Origin of the sequence: Brevibacillus gelatini (genome assembly GCF_050920745.1) — a bacterium.
Classification (GTDB): domain Bacteria; phylum Bacillota; class Bacilli; order Brevibacillales; family Brevibacillaceae; genus Brevibacillus; species Brevibacillus gelatini.
The window spans coordinates 132501-153556 of record NZ_CP154342.1 but is presented as its reverse complement, the minus strand read 5'-3'; the positions used below and the strand labels follow the sequence as shown (position 1 = coordinate 153556).

General features: G+C 49.7%; 25 protein-coding genes and 1 rRNA gene (1 of these 26 only partly in view). All 26 read right to left on the bottom strand.

Annotation, left to right across the window (positions count from 1 at the left end; all coding sequences use genetic code 11):
- On the bottom strand, positions 1-939 hold the full coding sequence (locus AAFJ72_RS00945; protein ID WP_432775758.1) for an ABC transporter permease: 939 nt from the start codon (positions 937-939) through the stop codon (positions 1-3).
- 373 nt (positions 940-1312) lie between these two features.
- Positions 1313-1654: a DUF3870 domain-containing protein gene (locus tag AAFJ72_RS00940; protein ID WP_122906012.1), complete on the bottom strand. Its 342-nt coding sequence runs from the start codon at positions 1652-1654 to the stop codon at positions 1313-1315.
- Positions 1655-1876: 222 nt separating this feature from the next.
- On the bottom strand, positions 1877-2395 hold the full coding sequence (locus tag AAFJ72_RS00935) for a hypothetical protein (RefSeq protein WP_432777127.1): 519 nt from the start codon (positions 2393-2395) through the stop codon (positions 1877-1879).
- Between the two features lie 125 nt (positions 2396-2520).
- Positions 2521-2937 (bottom strand): hypothetical protein, encoded by a 417-nt coding sequence (locus tag AAFJ72_RS00930; protein ID WP_432775757.1) that lies wholly within the window; start codon positions 2935-2937, stop codon positions 2521-2523.
- Positions 2937-3089 (bottom strand): hypothetical protein, encoded by a 153-nt coding sequence (locus tag AAFJ72_RS00925; RefSeq protein ID WP_170163466.1) that lies wholly within the window; start codon positions 3087-3089, stop codon positions 2937-2939. Before AAFJ72_RS00925 ends, AAFJ72_RS00930 begins: the two co-directional genes overlap by 1 nt.
- Positions 3090-3092: 3 nt before the next feature.
- Complete coding sequence (locus AAFJ72_RS00920) at positions 3093-3500, bottom strand: hypothetical protein (protein WP_122906009.1); 408 nt, start codon at positions 3498-3500, stop codon at positions 3093-3095.
- A gap of 169 nt (positions 3501-3669) precedes the next feature.
- Entirely contained in the window at positions 3670-3870 is a 201-nt protein-coding gene (locus tag AAFJ72_RS00915; RefSeq protein WP_122906008.1) for a hypothetical protein, read from the bottom strand.
- 208 nt (positions 3871-4078) lie between these two features.
- Positions 4079-4918 (bottom strand): hypothetical protein, encoded by an 840-nt coding sequence (locus AAFJ72_RS00910; RefSeq protein ID WP_432775756.1) that lies wholly within the window; start codon positions 4916-4918, stop codon positions 4079-4081.
- Positions 4918-5679, bottom strand: a complete 762-nt coding sequence (locus AAFJ72_RS00905; RefSeq protein WP_432775755.1) for a hypothetical protein — start codon at positions 5677-5679, stop codon at positions 4918-4920. Before AAFJ72_RS00905 ends, AAFJ72_RS00910 begins: the two co-directional genes overlap by 1 nt.
- 134 nt (positions 5680-5813) lie before the next feature.
- Positions 5814-7163 (bottom strand): ATPase, T2SS/T4P/T4SS family, encoded by a 1350-nt coding sequence (locus tag AAFJ72_RS00900; protein ID WP_432775754.1) that lies wholly within the window; start codon positions 7161-7163, stop codon positions 5814-5816.
- Positions 7163-8281 carry a hypothetical protein gene (locus AAFJ72_RS00895; RefSeq protein ID WP_432775753.1) on the bottom strand — a complete coding sequence of 373 codons (1119 nt, stop codon included), beginning with the start codon at positions 8279-8281 and terminating at the stop codon, positions 7163-7165. The genes AAFJ72_RS00900 and AAFJ72_RS00895 overlap by 1 nt, the downstream gene beginning before the upstream one ends.
- Positions 8278-9066 carry an SAF domain-containing protein gene (locus AAFJ72_RS00890; protein WP_122906003.1) on the bottom strand — a complete coding sequence of 263 codons (789 nt, stop codon included), beginning with the start codon at positions 9064-9066 and terminating at the stop codon, positions 8278-8280. Before AAFJ72_RS00890 ends, AAFJ72_RS00895 begins: the two co-directional genes overlap by 4 nt.
- Positions 9063-9935 carry a hypothetical protein gene (locus tag AAFJ72_RS00885; protein WP_432775752.1) on the bottom strand — a complete coding sequence of 291 codons (873 nt, stop codon included), beginning with the start codon at positions 9933-9935 and terminating at the stop codon, positions 9063-9065. The genes AAFJ72_RS00890 and AAFJ72_RS00885 overlap by 4 nt, the downstream gene beginning before the upstream one ends.
- Position 9936: 1 nt before the next feature.
- Complete coding sequence (locus AAFJ72_RS00880; protein ID WP_432775751.1) at positions 9937-10701, bottom strand: hypothetical protein; 765 nt, start codon at positions 10699-10701, stop codon at positions 9937-9939.
- 156 nt (positions 10702-10857) lie between these two features.
- A complete protein-coding gene (locus AAFJ72_RS00875; protein ID WP_432775750.1) occupies positions 10858-11136 on the bottom strand; it encodes a hypothetical protein in 279 nt (92 codons plus the stop codon).
- Positions 11137-11244: 108 nt separating this feature from the next.
- Positions 11245-11862 (bottom strand): hypothetical protein, encoded by a 618-nt coding sequence (locus AAFJ72_RS00870; protein WP_432775749.1) that lies wholly within the window; start codon positions 11860-11862, stop codon positions 11245-11247.
- Positions 11863-11947: 85 nt separating this feature from the next.
- Positions 11948-12469 carry a hypothetical protein gene (locus AAFJ72_RS00865; RefSeq protein WP_432775748.1) on the bottom strand — a complete coding sequence of 174 codons (522 nt, stop codon included), beginning with the start codon at positions 12467-12469 and terminating at the stop codon, positions 11948-11950.
- On the bottom strand, positions 12466-12885 hold the full coding sequence (locus tag AAFJ72_RS00860) for a TadE/TadG family type IV pilus assembly protein (protein ID WP_432775747.1): 420 nt from the start codon (positions 12883-12885) through the stop codon (positions 12466-12468). Before AAFJ72_RS00860 ends, AAFJ72_RS00865 begins: the two co-directional genes overlap by 4 nt.
- Positions 12885-13379 (bottom strand): A24 family peptidase, encoded by a 495-nt coding sequence (locus tag AAFJ72_RS00855; RefSeq protein ID WP_432775746.1) that lies wholly within the window; start codon positions 13377-13379, stop codon positions 12885-12887. The genes AAFJ72_RS00860 and AAFJ72_RS00855 overlap by 1 nt, the downstream gene beginning before the upstream one ends.
- The gene (locus AAFJ72_RS00850) at positions 13376-13552 is read right to left on the bottom strand and encodes a pilus assembly protein (protein WP_122905995.1); all 177 of its coding nucleotides are present in this window, start codon (positions 13550-13552) and stop codon (positions 13376-13378) included. The genes AAFJ72_RS00855 and AAFJ72_RS00850 overlap by 4 nt, the downstream gene beginning before the upstream one ends.
- Positions 13553-13619: 67 nt before the next feature.
- Positions 13620-14528 carry a type II secretion system F family protein gene (locus tag AAFJ72_RS00845; RefSeq protein WP_432775745.1) on the bottom strand — a complete coding sequence of 303 codons (909 nt, stop codon included), beginning with the start codon at positions 14526-14528 and terminating at the stop codon, positions 13620-13622.
- Between the two features lie 4 nt (positions 14529-14532).
- Complete coding sequence (locus AAFJ72_RS00840) at positions 14533-15432, bottom strand: type II secretion system F family protein (protein ID WP_432775744.1); 900 nt, start codon at positions 15430-15432, stop codon at positions 14533-14535.
- Positions 15433-15445: 13 nt separating this feature from the next.
- Positions 15446-16927 (bottom strand): CpaF family protein, encoded by a 1482-nt coding sequence (locus AAFJ72_RS00835; protein WP_432775743.1) that lies wholly within the window; start codon positions 16925-16927, stop codon positions 15446-15448.
- Between the two features lie 9 nt (positions 16928-16936).
- Positions 16937-18346, bottom strand: coding sequence for an AAA family ATPase (locus tag AAFJ72_RS00830; protein ID WP_432775742.1), 1410 nt, complete (start codon positions 18344-18346; stop codon positions 16937-16939).
- On the bottom strand, positions 18343-19071 hold the full coding sequence (gene cpaB / locus AAFJ72_RS00825) for a Flp pilus assembly protein CpaB (protein ID WP_432775741.1): 729 nt from the start codon (positions 19069-19071) through the stop codon (positions 18343-18345). Before cpaB ends, AAFJ72_RS00830 begins: the two co-directional genes overlap by 4 nt.
- A 161-nt stretch (positions 19072-19232) precedes the next feature.
- A 23S ribosomal RNA gene (locus tag AAFJ72_RS00820) occupies positions 19233-21056 on the bottom strand; it runs 1193 nt beyond the window's last position.

Below are 21056 nucleotides of genomic sequence, written 5' to 3'. Positions count from 1 at the left end.
TCATCCTTCGCCCTCCTTTCGATGCAGTTTGATTCGCGGATCAATGATGCCGTACAAAACATCGACGACAAACATCATGAAAATCAGCAGAGCGCTGTAAAACACGGTTGTGCCCATGATCACGGAATAGTCGCGGTTGATAATACCCGCTACGAAGTATTTGCCCATGCCCGGAATGGCAAAGATTTTCTCGATGACAAAACTCCCTGTCAGCACGTTGGCAATGAGCGCGCCAAGCAGCGTAACGACAGGCAAAATCGCATTGCGCAAGGCGTGTTTGACCACAATCGTAGCAGGCTTCAACCCTTTGGCTTTTGCCGTCTCGATATACTCCTGCGTCAATACCTCCAGCATGTTTGTACGCGTCAGCCGCGCGATAATGGCAATCGGTCCAAACGCCAAGGCCAGCGCAGGCATCACCACATGCTGCCACGTTCCCCAGGTCGCTGTCGGAAGCAGCTTCCATTCGACAGCCAAATATTTAATCAGCAAAGGCGCGACGACAAAGCTGGGAACGGATATTCCGAGAACAGCAATCACCATCGCGGCGTAATCAATCAAACGGTTATGGCGCAACGCAGCAACTACGCCAAGCCCGACCCCCGAGAAAATGGCGAACACGACAGCAATCACCCCAAGCTGAAACGAAACCGGAAAGCCGCGAGCAATCATTTTGTTGACGGTATCGGAAGCATTTGCCGTCGACGGCCCCAAATCAAACTGCACCAGCTTTTGCAAATACAGAACATATTGGACAACGAGTGGCTTATCCAGGTTGTAGTAGGCATTGAGGTTTTGCTCCACTGCCGCGTTCAGCGCTTTTCCCTCTTTTTCAAAAGGAGAACCGGGTACGGCGTGCATCAGAAAAAAGGTTACGGTAACAATGAGCCAGAGCGTAACGATCATGGAGATAAATCGGCGGAAGACAAAAGATAGCAAGGACTCTCCTCCTTTCACTCGGAAATACCGCGTGCAGCTCCCAGAATACGCATGCAACTCCAGAATACGCATGCAGCTCCCAGCGCGCGGTGTTTCGCTGCATAGCGGCGGTTGATTTTCCACATGCTTGAACAGGGCTGGTGGGCAAAGGCTGGGCAAAAGATGGGCAAAAGATGTTTGGTTCGCATCCCAGGCGGAAATGACGGACTTTTCCTTTACACGGACTTTCCCGATAAGCAAAAAACCCAGCAAATGCGCAATTTTCATGGCATTTGCTGGGTTTTACTTACGTGTATGACCGTGTATGACGTGCATACGAATAAATAAAGCAGCAGTGGATTTTTTATTTAGTTGTTTGGTTGGGAATTGCTGTTCACTTGGTGACTTCGGCTTTCCTTCTCACGGAAACAGCCTGTTTGTACTTCTTTTGCGCATCCTTGAATGCAGCAAGCAATGTTTTTTGCGAAGATCCAAAATACCGATAGCGAATCTCTTCCCCAATCTCCTCTGACGCAAAGATGGAATGACCGATAAAAATCGACCGGGCAAAGTCCGACGTCAGCTGCACCGTAGACGAACAAGCCGCATCTACGATTTTGTCGTTGGTCGTATCGACAACCAGTCCGATAAAGAAAGCACTGAACTGCTGCGTAATCGGATTGTTGGATGAAGATTGCGCATCGCCCACGATATAAATGGTATCTTTATCAAACAAAGCAAAAACCCCACTTTTATCATGCTTAACGAACCGGCCATGCGGGATGTTCGGAGTGCTACCTCCTTACAATCGCAAGCTGGCTAAGCACTTTCTTACATAGTACCAGAATAATTCGGAATTTGTAAATAAGTCTGACTAATCTTTCGCTGCATTGCTCCTTGCACTGCCCTTTACTTAGACCACCGCTCCCTGCTTGTATAACACGAGAGCCACCCCATGCTAAAACTTCACTTCCTCGACCGAAACCACCGGAAAGGAGTGCCCAGGCAGAATAGGTAAAAACGGCCTCTCGTCCACGTAAGCAACAACGATGTGGGACGGTCCGACCATCTTTTTCGGAGCGAGCTGCAGTTCTTCTCCCCGCTCGGTCACGACCGTAATTTGCAGTTGGCCGCCCCCTTGCCGGACGGGTCCTGGTGTCGCACTAACGGTGACGAAGATGTCTCCGTTATATTGCAGCCGCAACGTCAGATCCTGCCGCCAAGCGCGGAAATCCACGTAATGACGTACAAAAGGTATCGGATCGGTAGTCACGCTTTTCGCTCCTGGCACGTATGAATACTGCTGTCGCTGATAACCGCCATTTTCGCTCATCCTGCGGTCAAAACGCTGCAGCGCCTCGTCTTCCAGCAAATCGATCACGCCCTCTGTCTTCAAAACCGGATCAACCGCAAAGGTGGCATGGTGATTGGCCAGCTCCAGCAGCATTTTTACTTCCGTTTTTTTCTGCATCACCATATCAGCATCGACGACAAATGTACCGATCAGCAAAAAAAGCAACAGTGCTGATATAGATAAAATATTAACCCCCGTACGAACATCCCCCTAGTTCAGTTCTCTCTTTAGATTGAGGTTGCACGTGATTACAAATCGTAGTCCATGACGTTAATCGTCCCGTGGCGAGTAACTTGCAAAGTGTCAGCAGGTGCGGGAATCCATGAAGTGAAGCCAGGATATGGAATGGTCAAAACAAGGGAAAACTCGTCTGCGTGACTCCATAAGACAGGGTCGGCTGAATGAGTACGCGTGACACTGACAGACATCTCCCTCTCCTGCAAGGAAAAGCCTTTTTCTGCAAGCTCCCTCGCTATCAATGTCCGCACCTCTTTCTGTAGCGAGCTTTCATTTACCCCTCCGCGGTTGCTAATGTATTTCGTAACAGCAGCGCTGACTTCCATCAGCTCATTTTCCGTCTGCACGACCGTGTGCACCTGCAATAGCCCCAGACTCACCATCAACAGCAGCATGACATTGAGAATAACCGCAACAAGCTGTCCCATCAGGCTGTACCGAATCTCGTCACCTGGACGAGCAAATCTCCGAAAAACTGCTGGCAAGCCGACAGGAGGTTGTCTGGACCTGTAAAAAGCACTCCCACCGTAAGCGGCAGGACGAGAACAAGCAGCACCAACATGCTAATCATTTTATTCATCCACTACCACCCCGGGTCAAAATATTCGGAGGGGCGGCTCCCTGTAAAGGAAAAGGCAGCATCGCCCTCCACAAATGCATTCAACCATTTTGCCACGTTGGACGGCGTAACTGTAACAGTAAGCGTGACGGACTCCTTTTGCTCCTTACGCGCCCGCTCTCCCATTGTTCGCGGCCAACTGCCAGCAAACACATCTGCAGTTACATCCCAGCCAAGCTCGGCCATTTTTTTGGTATAGTACTCCGCCAAGGCCGGGTCCAGATAGCCGATATCCTGCATGTCATCGAGGATATCGGCGTAGATGCCACGGGCAATCGCTCTCTCCATGGAGTACAGATGATAAGCCCCCACTCCGGAAATAACGAGCAGCAGCACCATCAGGCAAACGAGAAATACTTTTGCTTTAACCATCGCTTCCGAGCCGACTGTTTTCTTTATTAATGAAAGATAACCGTCGTGGCCCGATACACCCTTTCCTGTTGAGTATCACGAAGCTGCTCTGCCGGCTGCAAATTCCAGATATACGCGCACAAACTCCCTACCATGATGACGATGATGAGAAAAACATGATGATGCAGCATCAGTTTGACGTATAGGCTGTGCCGTTTTGCATTCTGAAGTTGATGTTTTCATTTCTTGTGTCGTAGTTCAGGGATGTAATGGAGCTGTTAATGCTTTCGGCTGAATCGTTTGCAGCGGGCGATAGTTCATTGCCGTAAGAACTGACGCCGATCCCCAGGACCATGACGCATGCGAGAAATATAAAAAACATTTTCGACATTGTGGCACTCTCCTTTAAGTAGGTAATGTGGAATAGCCTTCCCCTGCTACGGTATCGCTTTATCGATCCAATCTACTGCTCGATCTCGCAATCCGCCATCCTGAACAACTGATGCGTTGATGTGCGAGAGACTTGACACGATGATTCCCAAAGTGAATACGATGCACATGATAATGGACAACAGCTTGGTCAAGCGCTTAGCCTCCCTTTAGGTTAAATACTTGGCCAAAATTTCTGTCAGCAGCTTGTACCAGGGAAACATGGCAACCAACAGTCCCATGTAAAATGCCGGGTAAACGATGACACTGTAGCCAATCCCCAGCGATTTTATTTTTTTGCGATGGCGAAACATCCTGCGCTGATCGACGGCCCACTCCATGCGCTGCATCGTTACACTAACTTGTCCCGCGCTTAGCTGCTCAATCGTGCGCATGCTGGAAACGAGAATGACGCCATCATCGACCCCCATCTTGCGTTTGAAGCTTTCTAACGCTTCATCCGGATCTTTGTTCCACTCTGACAAAGTGGGGATATACTCCTTCAGCTTTCTCGTCGGTCTTGCCGCTTTTACCATCGCATTGTAGACTGGCACCTGATTTTCCAGCAGCGTCACATAGCGGTTGATGAAGCGTGCTATATCTGTACTCAGCAGATCCTCGCGGTTGCTCGCCCACATCTTCAGAGCCAGGTACGGAAGGAAGTAGCCGCCTCCCGAAGCAATGCACATTGAGAAAAGCGGAAATGACTCAACACGGCACAAAATGGCCCAAAGCAAAACGAGAATGCAAACGGCACTTCCACACAATAGTTGCAGGAACATCCACTCGGCTTTTCCCCAGCCAAACGGCCTCCCTGCCCGGGAAAGCAACTGTTCCCATTGTTCATCGTCAGCGGATTTGACCGTGCTCTCCCAGCTTTTCCACCACTTCGCAGAGATGAACAAAACCGGCCTCTGGCTTTGCACCAAATACTTTCCGGCGAAGAAGACAGCTAGAAACATAAATAAAGCACCTAAGCCAAGCCACGTATACATGACCAGCAATTGCATTATCGATACCTCCTTCCCCAAATGAACGCAAGCAGGATGGAGAATGACCAGACTGTTGCTGCCAGCGCTAAAATAGCCTGTCCGTCAAGGGTGTAAAAGTACAGCCGATACGAGTCTTTCAACAAACTCTGGTTGTAAGGGATCAAGCATATGCAGATGGCAATGACGATTAAAAGGCTGATCCAGATCGAGTGTATCTCGCTGTCCCGCTCATGCTTTTCGTCCTGTTGGACAAACATTTCATTCGTCAATCGGTTCAGAGGTACCTGAATATCTTCCGTCTCCCCCTCCAATCCACTTGCGATGTACATGGCAAAATCAAATGCCCACGGATGGTCCAACCTCTGCGCAAATTGTTCTACTGCGGCTGTAGGATTCCCGCCATCGGCAAGGGTGTTGTTCAGCAGAAGCAAGTCTGGCAGCAGCTCCTTTGGACATTCTTCAATCATTTCCCGAAAAGTCAGCACGATATTTTTTCGACTGTTATAATAGCGGGCAAAAAGCTCCACGAAGCGGCAAAATGAACTGATTTTTTTGTTGATCCGAACTGTATATCGGGCGTACAACAAGAGAGTAGGCAGAAAAAGAAACAAAAGAAACAAAGACAGAGAAACAATCAGGTTCCCGAGCAAAACTCCCGAGATGAATCCCGCGACAGCACCTATCAAGGAGAGCAGAAGATAAGCCTCAGGCGTACCGCCGCCTATCTGACACCACCGATCGTATCGCTCATACAATATTCGCCTGGTGGCATGCCTCAAAAATTTTTCTCTCCATGCTGCTACCGTGCGGGGAAAGAACACGCGGCGAGCTGTCCAATTATGGTACAAGAAAACTCCCATAAACATAAAGCCAGTAAACAGGCAGACAACCATCGGAATGAGTAGCGAATAAATCATAGTTGCCTGCCCAGATCAGTCAGACGTAGCTCTTTCAATACATCCAGGTTCGCTTTCCCCACGTAGCACATATACTCCACCAGATGAGGACTAAGCTGTCTCCCTGTCCATTCGTATACACCCGTTTGCACATTGCAACTGACTAGCGGAATCGATTCTACACGATTGAAGGTGTCGTTCCATTCCGTAGTATGAATGGCATCAACAAAGCGGTGACCGTTATTGCGATAGGTCAGCGAATTTACAAAGTTAACTGCCCTGCTGATCCTCTCTTGCGTCAATTCAACACTTCGTCCTCCATACTGATAAACGAGGTCTGTCAGGTCGTGCAAAGCTTTATGGGGAAAACGTTCGTGCATTGCCGCTATGGTAGCATCCGTTCCTCTGATTCCCGCATTGACAAAGTGGTACGCTTCAATCGGCTCGCGTATCTCACCGATCAAAATCGTATTGGCTGTGGAACGATACATATCTTTAAAGCAGTTGCTCAGCTCAATACCGATTTCCTCCACATTTTGCAGTTCAATGACTTCTCCCGGCCATACATCAGCAAAGCGCATCTCATGCTCACTCTCGAAAATAGTAATGTACTCTGTCTGTGGGTCCTTGAGCTTCAGCATGCACATCATCAAGGTTGTTTTCCCGGCAGCCATCGGTCCAATGACAAGAACGTTGCCACGTCCGTGCACTTGCTGTTCGAGCAGCCATTGCACAGGTTCGTCAAAGGTCGGCTGTGGCTGTGTCCGAAGCTGGTCAAGCGAGAAAGCCGGGGTTGTAAATCGCCTGACAAGAATCGTAGGCACTCTTGAGTATGGAAAAGTAAACATGGTCAAACGAGCCTTTAATGCCGGAAGATATCCGCTAAGACGCGGCTTTTTCTCGTTAAAAGACAGGCCCGCAGCATTTGTAAGCTTTTGCTGGAGAGTCTCCACTTCCTTCCGGGTAGGGGTGTAAGAGAGAAACTTTTTGACCCCTTGTTCAAGGTACGCTACTCTTCGGTCGGCACATATCCGCACTTCTTCTACCCACGGGGACAAATGCAGAACGGCGTCCAGTATTCCCCAGCCATAGGTCGCAAACACAAGACCTTCGTAGCCATTGACATGCGGCAAAATCTCCTCTGTTACCGGACGTTTGAGCACTTCTTCAAAGTAATGCTGCAATCGCAAAATAATATGGTTGTGACTGTCGCGGTCTCCTTGCTCGGCCAAGGAGAGAATTTGCTGCATTTCGAGCTTTTCTTCACGCGTTTTGCCAAAGTGGTTCAAGTAATCCCTGGCCGCTTGCTTCAATTCCTCAATGCTATGCAACTCCGGCGTGCCCCTGCTCAATTCTGCTGCTCTCATCAGCTGTACACCACGCTTTTTTCAACATGGTCTGCTCTTGCAATTTCCTTGAGACTGCTGATGTACGATTTTGGCGGGAAAAACTCTTCAATTAACACGCTGCTGCTTCGTTGGGATTGCATCAGCCTGCTTGGCGATATGCGAGGAACCACACCATAGAGCGGAATATCCTCGCCAATCCGGTAGGGCTGTCCAGGCTCCTGATGGCTTAACAAAACCTCGCACTGTACGCCTTTTTCGCGCCAATTCTTGATCCACTCCCTGGCACTCTCAATGCCAAAGGGATCAGCACGAACAAACAAAAGATTGCGATCAGCCGTGTTAAGCAACCGCTGCATGGCCTCCGACTCAGGGAAGCAATATCCCCAGTCGACATACACGTGGTCAAATTGCTGGCGAAAAGCCGCAATCATATTGCTTAGTTCCGCACTCCGCCATTTGCTGGCTGCGTTCGCGTAATACAGATTGGGCATATGAGCACTCTGCTTGCAGACGCTGCGCCAATTTCGCCTGAGTGCTGTCTGCAGATCCAATAAATCTGGCCGAAACAGAGCCAGTTGATGCTGCTGAAGCTTGAAAAATCGGGTTAAATCCGGTTTGGCAACGTTCATGTCAAGAACGGCAATACTTTTGGTTGGATACTGTCTGGCGAGCAAAATCGGGTAATTGATGCAAAACGTAGTAATTCCCGAGGCACCATAACTCATGAGGGCGTATACCTGTCCTTCGCTTCCGCCTCTATGATTTTCCGTCCTGTCCTGGGCAAAGCCCAGAATCAGGCTGATTTTGCCCCGAATCTCTTCCTGTGAAAGCTGGGCGGACAGTACGTATACCATTTCAAGCTCCATCTCCTCTGCCACTTGGGCAATGATTGGCTCATCCCGATACAATGGAACGATGATGAGCGGAGTATGGGCAGGCAGTATGCTTCTCACCGAGGGAAGCCACTCCCATGCCGGGGTTGCGTACATCTCGGAGAAGACGACTGTCGCATCCGGCTGGTACAGGTGAGCAAGACGTGAGAACTCCTCAGATGATTCAGCCACCAATACCTCACTCGTGATCGGCATATACGTTTTGGCCAACGACTTCATCGGATAACAAACCAAAATTTTCATGACGCTTGCTCCTTTGAAACCATGATGTGTCCTACTTGCAGCATGCCGTATGACATTGCTTCATTCAGGATTACGTACTCTCGATCCGTTAGATTGAATCCTAGAAAAGCAGGCAGCGCGGTGGGCTGTACCCGGTAATCATGATATTTTTTCTCATGGTTGGACTGAGGCTTTTCGCGAGCGCCATTAAATACGGCATCCATCTGATCTGGAGAAGGCAGCAAGCTTGGCTTCAACGTGTAAATCTCGCTGCCATTGCTGTCTCTTACGCTGACCAGTTGGCTCTCAAACAGAAACTCGGCCGTATCATTTGTCTTTTTGAATTGCACTGGCTCCGGGTAGTCCTGTAATTCAGCCAAGCTCTTGTATTTGACCCAGATTTTCACGTGGTCACCCTTGCGCAGCTCTGTCAAAGGCTGAATCGAGAGTAACGGAAACTCATACCTGGCCTCACCTTTTTCAGGTAGAAGTTGTGAATCTGTCAGCTTGTTTGTTAACAGCTGCTCGCCTTGATAAATGGTTTGCGTGCTTCTTTTGCCCACCACATCATTTATATCGCGCGCTGCATCCGGCAGGATTTCATCTATTTCCTCCTGTACAAGCACCACATCGTCCTCTGTAATCGGCTCAAAAGGGGAAATCTCTTTCCCGGCAGCAACTTTTACGACTGGTGCAAACAGCCTTTCGGTTGCCAGCGCATCAATATACTGGGTAGCAGCGTAGAAGGAGGAGCCTGCTAGAAGAAACGAGATCAGGCATATAACGAGCATGGTTTGCTTTTTCATAACACCCTTCCTTTGTGCGCATAAATCAGGGATTGAAACTGACTTTCCTCTTCTGGAAAAAGTTCCAGCAAAAAGTTGGCCTTTACGTGTGCCATCGCAACTTTCTCTTCATCAACGCGAGCAATCTGGTAATCAATTTGCGGAACACTTGGACCCCAGAGTGACAGCGTCCCTTCTACCTTTTTCATGACGGATGAACGAGAAAGATGCGTATTCCATTTGTTTGCGATGAATCTCAATTTGCTTTTTTCTGCTACCCACCAGCCTGGAGTCGGCTCTACCAGGCATAAGCGGGTGAGACGTGCAATATCTGTGTCAAAAACAACCCATACTTCATCAGCCAGTTCGAAAATTTGTCTTGCCTCTCTATGATTCCAGTATGAAGAAACATCTATGAGAACAATCGAACTGTCTTTGCTTAATCGAAGTATCCAGTTGGCTATATCCATGCGGGAAGATTCTTGCTGACTATGAAAAGGGGTGTCGATCTGGATGCGAAGCTGATTATTTTGCATGAGGAGCAATGATGTCGGAGAAAGATTCTTAAATGATCGAACTCTGCGTTCGTAATCAAGAGCGAAGTAGAAGTAAGAAGTTTGGGTTGGCATCTCGCAGAGTGTCACAGGTATTCCTTGTCCCGCCCAGGCATAAGCAATATTTCCAGCCACAAAACTGGCACCAGCCTGCGGGTACAAACTGGTTACAGCGATGCATTTTCGAATGATCGCCTCTTGCTGCTCCACTGTATGAGTAGAAGCAAGCTTTTCTTTCAGCAGCCTCCACTGCCGTTCTTCCTCGGAAGTATGCGCAAACTCCTGTTGTTCCAGATCACGGAATTTGGAGACAAAGCGGCTCACTTGGTGAAACATGCTATCCCACCTGGGAATCGTTCGATTTGTTTTTTCCCATGATGTATTTCTCGAATTTCTCAACCATTTCCCTGACCGTAAGTGACTTCCGGTGGTAGTAGTAAATTTTCCGCAGACGCTCCCGTTCTTGTCGAGTCATTTCCGGTTTGACTTTGGCTGCCAGGTCAATGAGCAGTGCCAGCTCTACGTTGTTTGGTCTCCCTCTGCGGGGCGGGTTGGCGAACAATTCCTGCTGCTTTTTATCAAAGGCGTTTGGGTATTCGAGCAGCCACATATCTACCAATGTTTCAATATCTTTCTGGCTTCGAACTCCCAGCTTCATCAAGTATCTAAAGTAGTGTGGCAATGAGCGCTCTTTCAGCATGCCGCTTTTCCATCTGGCGACAAATCCGTCGGGCATGGTTAAAAGCTTGGTCACATCCCGGATGAGTGCTGTCCGATTTGGCGATTGGTACTGTACTACTGCCTCTTTCACCAGCGTGAACAGAATGTCATGATAGTTCGCGTCGCTATAACCGCTTCCGTACTCGACGATATACCATTCCTCTACTGCCTTATCAAAGTCTCTGCGGCAATTGGTCAGTTGCAGCTGATTCAAATGTTCGTAAAACTCCTCCAGATCATACTGAACCATGAACTCCTCCTGGTATTCGCCAAAAACGTAAACGATAAATGCCTCTTTCAGTTCTTCCAATGACAAAAATTTCAGACCATTTGTCTTCTGATAGCAGCGGTTCACCAATTCGATAGCACTCTTTGCCAACACATTAAAAACCCCCTATTTTTGACATATTTATACAATAATAGACATTTTGTAACATATTTCGTCACCCGTCAAACCTTTTTTATAAAATTTTGCAGCAGGCTTTTTGAATTTTGGATCGCCCCCACACGCATCCGTGCAAGGGCGATTTTCCTGCACTTACTCTGCCTTCAGGTAAAGCTCTTCTCCTGTAGCAAAAAGCAGTGCAATTCTGCCTCCCCGCTCCATGACGGTCGGAGCATTCTCCATCACAATCAGCCCGTCATTGAGTACGACTCTTTCTCCAAATCGATGTACAGTCTCGATTTGGAAGCTTCCCAGCGGTAGCCTTTTCAATAAAAGGTGTCTGCCGGGCTTGTGCTTCTGGTAGCGTACATGCCGCCCAAGAAGCTGCTCCACGGATGCAGAGCGCTGGTGGTGAGCCTCTACTGTTGCCATGCGCAACGCCTCCTTCTCTCACCTGTAGAGTACGGCCGTTTCATGTGCTTATAAGCCAATGAAACTATGTATACCGTAAAAAAAGACAGAGGGCATTGGCAAATATTTTTACTTCTCTTCCCAATAAACCGGATCACTCAGTTCGGGATACATCTCTGTCACCATGTCAAAAGGAGAAAAGTACAGCGTGTCGACAAGAATTTTCAGTTTGAATTGTTTCAGGATCGAGTAAGCGCGCTCCGTTTTGCTGAACAGTCTGGGCAGCTCGCGCATATCAGACAGCTTCAGCAGGTGCTCGCACATATAATCGACGCAGTATTTGGCACGCTCCTCGCCCTTGATGCTCTGGAAATAGGCAGGAGGGAAATGACGGCGAATGCCTGACAATACCTCCTGATAAACCCACAGTACCCGTTGCTTTTCCGGCAATCGAGGAAGATGCGGGTAGGCATACTCAACAAAGTAGTACACATCTTCCGCCTTTGCCTCGATCGGCGGCTCGATATACTCACGGATCAAATGCAGCTTCAATTTCTTGATATCCTCCAGACTCAACTCACGTCTCGCCTGCTCAGGCGTCCACTTTTTGACGTTTTCTATCGCATAGCGGACGATTAACTGGACCTTCTGCTTGCGGTACTGCGCATCTTCAAATTCATACGGGGAAAAGCGTTTCTGCTCTCCATTAAGAATGCGTTTGTACCGATCGACAATTTTGGACGGCACTGTCCCTCACTCCCATCCCCATTTTTGGAATATACTACTAAACTACCACGGGTGATTGGGACAAAAATAACAGTCGCCTTCTTTGTCATCTAGGTCTTTTTTCATATACGCCAGATTGTGAGACACGATCTATTTTTGCATTCAGCTCTCCCCAAAACACCGGAAGGCGCCGCTCTACCTCTACTTGCAGATGGTAAATGCCCTGTTGATACAAATAGGCACGCTCTCCTTTTTGGTGCACAACGGAAATCTCATCAGCATTTTTCTCCAGTGCTGACTTGTTCATTCTCCATAAAATGGCTGCTTCCTCACGTGCGCCCCTGATTACCTTGGCACCTGCCCGTTCGGCTTCCTGGCTGGTTGCATAGAGTCTTCTCTGTGTTTCGCCATCCGTATCCGTATACTCCCACAAGCCAGCTGCACGCGCTCCTTTGGTAACCAGATCGGCAGTTTGCTGAACATTCATTTCTACATAAGCAGCCTGCTCTGAAAACAAAAGCAAAGACAACAAGCCGCCCAAACAAAAAAGATAGAAGAGCAGCGAAATCATGGTGGCACCGCTCTCATCTTTTGCACGTATCTGCACATGCTGCCACAAACCGCTCATTTTTTGTCCTCCGCATTTTCAATCATCATGTGATAGCTTTCGGACAACTCGTAAACCGCTCCTGTAGCAAGCAAGCGAAAGGACATTTTCGCCTCAACTGTAAAGTGATTTCCCTTTTTCCAGCCGTCCCCGTCTAGCTCAAGCACAATATCGCGATCAGCAACCTCCATGCCCTGGTCGAGTTCGGCCATCCCCTGTTCTCTCGCATGGTATTTGGCCAGTCCAAAATTAGGCTGCACAGCTGCGATTCTGCCAGCCTCGTATGCAGCTGCCAAAGTCTTTTGACGGTTGTACAGAACCGTAAACTGATCGAAGGAAAAAACGATCAGCAGCCAGACTAGCGGAAAAATCAGCACAAACTCAATCAATTGACTGCCCCGCTCATCTTGCAGCCATCGTCTCAGCATTGTTTTCATCAGGCCGCCCCCACTTTATGCAACATGTGACGGAGCAAAAAAGCGCCCAGCAAAAATACTGCGTAAGGAAAAGCAAACGCCGTTTTCTCTACGCCAGGAAGCCATAATTGCCGATGCGCTGTCCATCCTGCTGCCATGACAAAGAGATTTTTCCCCAGCCGGGGCCAGCTGCGCGGATACAGTAAGACAAATAGAACGCACAAAACCATAGAGTGAAGAAATAACGGGTATACCTCTGTCCAGCCGCTCCATGCCCCGACTGCCATCAGCAGCTTCAGGTCGCCCATCCCCATGCCCTTGCAGGCGACTGGAATGGCCGTCAACAGAAATGCCCCCATCACACCTGATAACGACGTCCAAAACGTGCCTGTATACCACTGATAGCAACATCCAAGCATAATCGCAGAAGACGTGAGTGCATTTGGAATTTTCCGATGTCTCCAGTCACACCATGCCGCGATGGTCAAAAGACTGCCCAATAACACAGTTGTCATTTGCTGATCTTTTCTTGCAGTTCCTTCAGCTTGGCGTCTTCGGCTTCCCCCAATGATGCCAGCGTCGGAATAATCAAAATGAGAATCACCGCTACAATGATAACCATTTCCACAATCGTTACACCGTCTTCCTCACTCCAAAAGCGTTGGAAGAAGTTTGCAATCAATGACATCTCTTTCACTCCTTTATCAGATCGTACTTTCACTTTGCCAAAAGACAGAGCAGCCTTGCAAAAATATTTACAGCCGCTCCCCTATGCCGATTAATGCCGGTCCCATCACGAGAAACAACAACGGAACTCCCATAAACAAAATGACAAAAGGGAGCAGACGAACATTTAAGCGATTCATATGTGCCGCTGCCTCATCCTCTTGCTGCCTCACCTGTTCCTCGATTTGCGCGGACAGCATTTGCGAAATACTGACGCCTTTGGTGACCGCCTCATTCATCTCCAAAGCGATGGTGGTCAGTGTGTCGATTTCCCAACGGAAAGCCAATTCCTCCAATGCTTTTCTCCACGATCCGTGCCGTTTTTCCGCGACCTCCAGTTTGGCAAGCTCCTTGCCCAGCCTGGCATCGAAGCGGCGAGCGGTCTGCTTGACTGCCCCTTGCAGCGGCATGCCTGCCTCGACCAATGATTGGACAATGCCAAAAAAGACGGGGACTTGTTCACGTATTTCCGCCTTGGCCCTTTTATCCGCCCAATCAAGATAAAACGTCGGCAGCAAATAAAGTCCCAAGCTGAGCATCAACGGATACCCGGTCTTGATCCCGAGCATTTCCCCATTGGCCATCTTCAGCAAAAGAGAGACAAGAGCAGAGGCGACCAGGCACATGCAAATCAATCTCAACAAGACCATTTCCGCCAAACGAATCCGAAGGTGGAGCCGCGATATGATTTCTTCCGTTTTGGAAGCATGGATGCCCGTCCAGCTGCATAATTGCAGCAAAAGTTGCTCGTTTTTTTCCAGCAGTCGAACCAGTGTCCAACGAGGTTGGCGGCGTTCGAATGCTTGATCGAGCTCTGCCTGCTGCTCAATATCGATTCGACTAAACAAGCTGGAGAAAAAAGAATCTCCCTTGCTCACACAAGCAGGGAGTCCATAAAGAAGTACGGCAAGCCCAATCAGAGCGCAAATTACAAGCACACGCTCAACCTCCCCGATGCATACTTTTGTGCGCTATGTAGCGAATCGCTTCTCCCCCCAGCAAAATACTCGCCAGGCACGCCAAAATGAGCAACCTTCCTCCTACGGTAGCTGTCAGCGAATCAAAATGATGCGGATTGTTTGCATACAGCGCCAAAATGAAGACAAATGGCATTACGCTCAACAGATTCACTTGCGCAACAATTTGAGCCATAGCCGCTTTTTGTCTGCGCATCGACTGCCTGCGGCGCAAAATGGAGGACGCCGCCAAATCAAGTGTTTTTGCCATGTCCCCACCCATTTCTCGCTGGATTTGCACAATCGTAGCCAAATATTTGACATCGGCTGATCCTGTGCGCCCGTAAAAATCATTCATCACATGCTCCAGTGGCACTTGCGCCCGAAGCAGCTCGACAATTCGCCTGTATTCAGCCGTTACGCTTTTGTCTAAAAATCGGCTTGCCGCAACCTGCTCAAAAGCATGCAGATAGGATGGCGACGTACGGAGCGAGCTTGCCATGAGGCGAATGGCTTTAATATTTCCAGCCTCAAATTTGTCTCGGTGCCTGGCTCCCCACAAACTGACCAGACGTTCTGTAAACAAGACACCGGCAAACAAGGCAGGAATCGCCAGCCACCAGGAGTGCAATATTTGGCTGCTGATACCAAAAGACAATACGCCTAATAAAAAAGACAAGGTGACATACTGGTTGACTCCCCAGCCTGAGCGTGACTTCTGCAGCCTTCCCTCCAACCGATGCCAGACCGTCTTTCTGTCTCGCTGAAGCAATCCCACAATCTCGTGTTTGCTCGTTCGCCCGCGGACATACATTTTTTGTGGAATGACGAGCAGTAATGTAGCCAAACCGATTCCCATCGCAACAGGCATGCTGATGTCAACCAAGGTTCGCTCCCTCCTAGACCTGTATCGGCATTGTAAAAAATACTTGCTCGATTGCTTCTTGTGAAAGTCCTTTTTCCTGCCAGCGCTTGATGATCCGCTCAGGGCGATAGCCTGTCCACTTGAACTGCCCCTTTACTTTTCCGTCCTGGACACCTGTTGCTTCATACACAAAGATATCTTGCAAATATACCCGATCAGGCACGACCTGCTTGACGTTGCACGCTCTTTTTATCCATTCCTCGTGCGATTGGCCTGTACCGACAACCTCTGTGATCGCAACCACTTTGCGGCTCCCATCCTCTTCAAACCGCTTTACTTGCACAATCAAATCCAGTGCCGAGCCAATCATCAGGTTGCGTTCCTCCGCGCTGTAAACTTCATCTGCCTTGCCAAACAAAATCGGCAGCGTAGAATCGACCAAAGCTCGCGGTGAGTTTGCATGTGCTGTACTCCAACTGCCGGGGTGGTCCGTGTTCATCGCCCACAGCATATCGACAATTTCCCCGCCTCGTGTCTCGCCCACCATTATGACGTCTGGACGCTTGCGCAAAGATAAACGAACGCAATCCTTGATGGAGAAGCCGCCTTTTCCTTCGTAGTTGGCCGGCTTTGCCAAAAGCCTGCGTACGAAAGGATGTTGCAACTTCAACTCCAGCACATCCTCAATGGTGATGATGCTCAGATGGTCAGGAACGTATTGGGATATGAGGTTCAGCATATGCGTCTTCCCTGATCCTGTTCCTCCACTGACAATTCCGGACGCTCTGGCTAAACCAACCGCTCTTTGCAAAAACAAAAGCATCGGTTCACAAATCGACCCGTAACGCAAATAGTCGCTTTCACTCAGCAGTTCGCGATGTTTGCGAATGGTGAGCGTGTACCCATCCGGCGAAATGGAACGATGAGTGGCTGCCACCCTTGAGCCGTCAGGAAGCTGTGTGTGCAGCTCCGCCTTTGTTTCATTAAACTCCCGGCCCATTGTCGCAGCAATTTGCTCCAACAACCGCAGCATTTCTTCTTCGTCGCGAAATACAGCCGTTTCGTGCTTTTCCAACCGTCCGGTGCTTTTTCGTTCCACTACGAGGTAATTATGGCGATGAAACAGTATCTCCGTAATATCACGGTCCTCCAATAGTTCATCGAGCGCTCCCCAGCCAGTCAACGAATGCAGCAGACGTTTTACTTCCGACTCCAAATGCATAGACGAAAGCGGCACCTGCGATTCCAGCAACATGCGAATATCCCCTGCCAGCTCTTCCTTGAAGGCGGGAGAATGTTTATCCTCCCACAGACGTTTGCCGTACTTCTCTACAATTTGCGTACGGATAAATGTCTCTGCCTCGCTGCCAATCGACCGCTCCTGACTGGTTGACGCTCCTTGCTTTTTTTCAAACAAGGTAGCCGGTGGTCCCGAAACTTCCCGTCCGATTGTTCGTTGCTCCTGGCCTCTTGGCATCTGATTGGTTATCCCCAGCAATTGTCGTTTGTCGAACATAGCGCCTCCCTAGCCCCACAACCAGCGCAAAATGGATGGCTTCTCGCTCTGCTTCCCTTTTGCAGCAAGTTTTTTTGTTTCTTCATCAACCGGAAACAATGCCTTTCCCAACGTTTCAATGGCCTCCCTGGCGGCACCTCGCCCGGTTTGCAGCATGACAGGAATCCCTGTGTTAATGGACTTTTTCACTTCTCCATCGTCAGGAATGGAGAAAATCTTTTTGCTTGGATGGAGCTGAAAATAAGCGCGGATTTCTTCCAGCGTAAACATTTCTTTTCGCTGCAAACGGTTCATGCATACCTGGATTCGCTCTTCCGGGTACTCTGCTTCCCTGAGCAGCTTCAGCAAGCGCTGAATGTTTTCGATGGAATCCACTACAGGAGTACCTACCATCACAACTTGCTCGGCAAAAAAGAGGGCTTGGATCGTCGCATCAGTCGTATCGGGAGCAGTATCAATCAAAATCACATCGTAGCTGCTCTGTTTGAGCGTCTCCAGGATGAGATACAAATGATAATCGCGAATTTCAAAGCTTTGGCGAATATCTCTCGGAGAAGTAAGCACATCCAATCCCGATTCTGTATGTCCAATGACGTACTTTTCAATATGCTGTGGAACAAGCGGCAGCAAGGAAGCGAGCTCCTGCCATTCCTCTGGCCTGACAGAATACGGGTCTATCCCTCGTCTTTGCGCAAAGGCGTGGAGCTGGCTGTCAAGCTCTTGTACCCACGTAAACAAATTGGGCGTTCTGGGCAGATTCAATGCGGTGGCAAAGGTCCCCAGGTCCAGATTGAAATCGACTGCCAACACTTTCAAAGGGCGTCCTTCCTTTTTTTGCATAGAAAAAAAGATCGCCAGCTCACGAGAAATAAATGTTTTTCCGACGCCGCCTTTTGGGCCATACACTGTAATGAAGCGCTTTTTCCCTGCTTTAGGTTGAGCATGAATCGCCGGGTAAGGCTCTGTCATCTGGTGTTGGTCTTGCGAGTGAGGCATGCTCCCTTGTTGCTCCTGGGAAAAATGTTGTTGGGGCTGCCGGGGGAACCTCGTGTCCAGGGCTGGATTCTGGGCCATCATGGCTAGCGCTTCCACTTGTCCGGATTGTACGGGTTTGGCAATCACCCAAATGCCCAAGTTTCGAAAAAACGGCTCCCACACCAGCTCATTAGGCGAGCATGCTGCTATAAATGCGAGATGGGGAAAAGCAAGGCGGAATTGCTGGCACAATACGCCCCTTTCCGTCTCTTTTACACCCCCCAAAAGAACGAGATCCGGCCTTGATTGCTGCAACTTTGCCCATGCTTCGTCTACACTGGCAGCTTCCCCGCATATTTCGATCAACTGACTGCCCGCAAGCTGGTTTGCCAACTGACGCATTGCCTCTCGATCATCGTCTACTATGAGTAATCGCCTTTTCACCCTTGTTCCTCCTTGTCCAATCCCCATCGTTTCTTGGTTTTCATTAACTCCGCGGCGAAGCTGGCATCACCTATTCCTGCCTTGTGGTCATCCATTACCGCAGCCAACCCCAGTCTGATCTTTCCATAATGCAGAGCATGCGTTAGCAAAACGGCCTCTTCTCGTGTGAGAGAAAGAGTGACAGCCTGCAGTTGTGGATGATCTCCCTCCATCTCCCGCTGAACAGCTAAAATAGGCATGTTTTGCAGTAGTATGCCGGAGTGCGCCCCTGCCTCATCTTCAAACGAGGCGTAAACGTGCACTCTTTCCCCTGTGGAAATGTGCGGGGAAACACCTGCCACATTATCTACCGGAATGCTCATCCCGGTTCTTTTGTCTCTCAATGCGGCTTCATTTCCCGTCTGATTGGCCAGTTCCAAATCACTCAGCAACAGAGGTCTTCCTCCCTTTACCGGACGCGAGAAGGGCAAGCCGATCAAGCCTTGTGCCTCTGTCCATGGAATCAATCCTGGAATGGGATCAGAAGTTGTTTGAAAAAGACCTCCCAATGCCAATGTCAGCGGCTCCATGTCCTTTGCCTCCAGTAGTTGTCCACTTTCTTTTTCCACTGTTGACCGCAGCTGAATATAAGTGACATCATACGGTTTTAAAATAGCGTAGGCTCCAATTCCAATACATGTTGCCAATAGTAAAAGAGCCAATAATCGCAGCGGATGAACAGACATTTTCCCCCTCCTTTCCATCTTGCTATTAGGGTAAAGGAGCGGGGTGGGACAAAAAAAGAAACACAAAAAAACCGTGCAGGTAATTCTACACGGTTTTCTTCACTGGCTATATTCGCTTATTCATTCCCTGAAAACTGGATCTGCATGTTTGCCAAGTATGTGTGGATAAGTCCTCGACCGATTAGTATTCGTCAGCTCCACGCGTTGCCGCGCTTCCACACCGAACCTATCAACCTCATCGTCTATGAGGGGTCTTACCAGCTTAACGCTGTGGGAAGTCTCATCTTGGAGGGGGCTTCACGCTTAGATGCTTTCAGCGCTTATCCCGTCCGCACATAGCTACCCAGCTGTGCCACTGGCGTGACAACTGGTGCACCAGCGGTGCGTCCATCCCGGTCCTCTCGTACTAAGGACAGCTCTCCTCAAACTTCCTACGCCCGCGACAGATAGGGACCGAACTGTCTCACGACGTTCTGAACCCAGCTCGCGTACCGCTTTAATGGGCGAACAGCCCAACCCTTGGGACCTACTTCAGCCCCAGGATGCGATGAGCCGACATCGAGGTGCCAAACCTCCCCGTCGATGTGGACTCTTGGGGGAGATAAGCCTGTTATCCCCAGGGTAGCTTTTATCCGTTGAGCGATGGCCCTTCCATGCGGAACCACCGGATCACTAAGCCCGACTTTCGTCCCTGCTCGACTTGTAGGTCTCGCAGTCAAGCTCCCTTCTGCCTTTACACTCTGCGAATGATTTCCGACCATTCTGAGGGAACCTTTGGGCGCCTCCGTTACCTTTTAGGAGGCGACCGCCCCAGTCAAACTGCCCACCTGGCATGGTCCTCTCGCCCGATGAGGGCGACGAGTTAGAAACTCCGTACATCAAGGGTGGTATCCCACCGACAGCTCCACAGAGGCTGGCGCCCCTGCTTCTCAGCTTCCCACCTATCCTGTACATGATGCACAAAGTTCCAATACCAGGCTACAGTAAAGCTCCATGGGGTCTTTCCGTCTTGTCGCGGGTAACCTGCATCTTCACAGGTATTATGATTTCACCGGGTCTCTTGCCGAGACAGCGCCCAAGTCGTTACGCCTTTCGTGCGGGTCGGAACTTACCCGACAAGGAATTTCGCTACCTTAGGACCGTTATAGTTACGGCCGCCGTTTACTGGGGCTTCGGTTCAAAGCTTCGCTTGCGCTAACTCATCCCCTTAACCTTCCAGCACCGGGCAGGCGTCAGCCCCTATACTTCGCCTTGCGGCTTCGCAGAGACCTGTGTTTTTGCTAAACAGTCGCTTGGGCCTTTTCACTGCGGCCCCCTCGGGCTCAGCCCACCCAACGCAAGCTTACGCTCACGTTGGGCGGGGACCCTCACCCTACCGGGGCGCCCCTTCTCCCGAAGTTACGGGGCCATTTTGCCGAGTTCCTTAGCAAGAGTTATCCCGCGCACCTTAGGATTCTCTCCTCGCCTACCTGTGTCGGTTTGCGGTACGGGCACCTTGTTCCTCGCTAGACGCTTTTCTTGGCAGTGTGAAATCAGGGACTTCGGTACTCAAATTTCCCTCGCCATCACAGCTTGCCCTTGGTGGTGTGCGGATTTGCCTACACACCAGGCTTACTGCTTGGACGGCCATCCAGTAGGCCGCTCACCCTATCCTCCTGCGTCACGCCATTGCTCAAGCGGAACAGAGGTGGTACAGGAATATCAACCTGTTGTCCATCGCCTACGCCTTTCGGCCTCAGCTTAGGTCCCGACTAACCCTGGGAGGACGAGCCTTCCCCAGGAACCCTTAGGCTTTCGGTGGACAAGATTCTCACTTGTCTTTTCGCTACTTACACCGGCATTCTCACTTCCAAGCGCTCCACCGCTCTTTCCAGTACGGCTTCACCGCTGCTTGGAACGCTCCCCTACCCAGTCCATACGGACTGCCATAGCTTCGGTGATACGTTTAGCCCCGTTACATTTTCCGCGCAGAGTCACTCGACCAG

Coding starts and splice junctions, on each gene's coding strand:
- AAFJ72_RS00860 (WP_432775747.1), bottom strand. CDS start 12,885: ATGAAAACAATGCTGAGACGATGGCTGCAAGATGAGCGGGGCAGTCAA.
- AAFJ72_RS00890 (WP_122906003.1), bottom strand. CDS start 9,066: ATGAAAAAGCAAACCATGCTCGTTATATGCCTGATCTCGTTTCTTCTA.
- AAFJ72_RS00925 (WP_170163466.1), bottom strand. CDS start 3,089: ATGAATAAAATGATTAGCATGTTGGTGCTGCTTGTTCTCGTCCTGCCG.
- AAFJ72_RS00835 (WP_432775743.1), bottom strand. CDS start 16,927: ATGTTCGACAAACGACAATTGCTGGGGATAACCAATCAGATGCCAAGA.
- AAFJ72_RS00855 (WP_432775746.1), bottom strand. CDS start 13,379: ATGACAACTGTGTTATTGGGCAGTCTTTTGACCATCGCGGCATGGTGT.
- AAFJ72_RS00900 (WP_432775754.1), bottom strand. CDS start 7,163: ATGAGAGCAGCAGAATTGAGCAGGGGCACGCCGGAGTTGCATAGCATT.
- AAFJ72_RS00865 (WP_432775748.1), bottom strand. CDS start 12,469: ATGAGCGGTTTGTGGCAGCATGTGCAGATACGTGCAAAAGATGAGAGC.
- AAFJ72_RS00920 (WP_122906009.1), bottom strand. CDS start 3,500: ATGGTTAAAGCAAAAGTATTTCTCGTTTGCCTGATGGTGCTGCTGCTC.
- AAFJ72_RS00910 (WP_432775756.1), bottom strand. CDS start 4,918: ATGCAATTGCTGGTCATGTATACGTGGCTTGGCTTAGGTGCTTTATTT.
- AAFJ72_RS00850 (WP_122905995.1), bottom strand. CDS start 13,552: ATGTCATTGATTGCAAACTTCTTCCAACGCTTTTGGAGTGAGGAAGAC.
- AAFJ72_RS00915 (WP_122906008.1), bottom strand. CDS start 3,870: ATGTCGAAAATGTTTTTTATATTTCTCGCATGCGTCATGGTCCTGGGG.
- AAFJ72_RS00875 (WP_432775750.1), bottom strand. CDS start 11,136: ATGGCAACAGTAGAGGCTCACCACCAGCGCTCTGCATCCGTGGAGCAG.
- AAFJ72_RS00935 (WP_432777127.1), bottom strand. CDS start 2,395: ATGGTGATGCAGAAAAAAACGGAAGTAAAAATGCTGCTGGAGCTGGCC.
- cpaB (WP_432775741.1), bottom strand. CDS start 19,071: ATGTCTGTTCATCCGCTGCGATTATTGGCTCTTTTACTATTGGCAACA.
- AAFJ72_RS00885 (WP_432775752.1), bottom strand. CDS start 9,935: ATGTTTCACCAAGTGAGCCGCTTTGTCTCCAAATTCCGTGATCTGGAA.
- AAFJ72_RS00895 (WP_432775753.1), bottom strand. CDS start 8,281: ATGAAAATTTTGGTTTGTTATCCGATGAAGTCGTTGGCCAAAACGTAT.
- AAFJ72_RS00930 (WP_432775757.1), bottom strand. CDS start 2,937: ATGGGACAGCTTGTTGCGGTTATTCTCAATGTCATGCTGCTGTTGATG.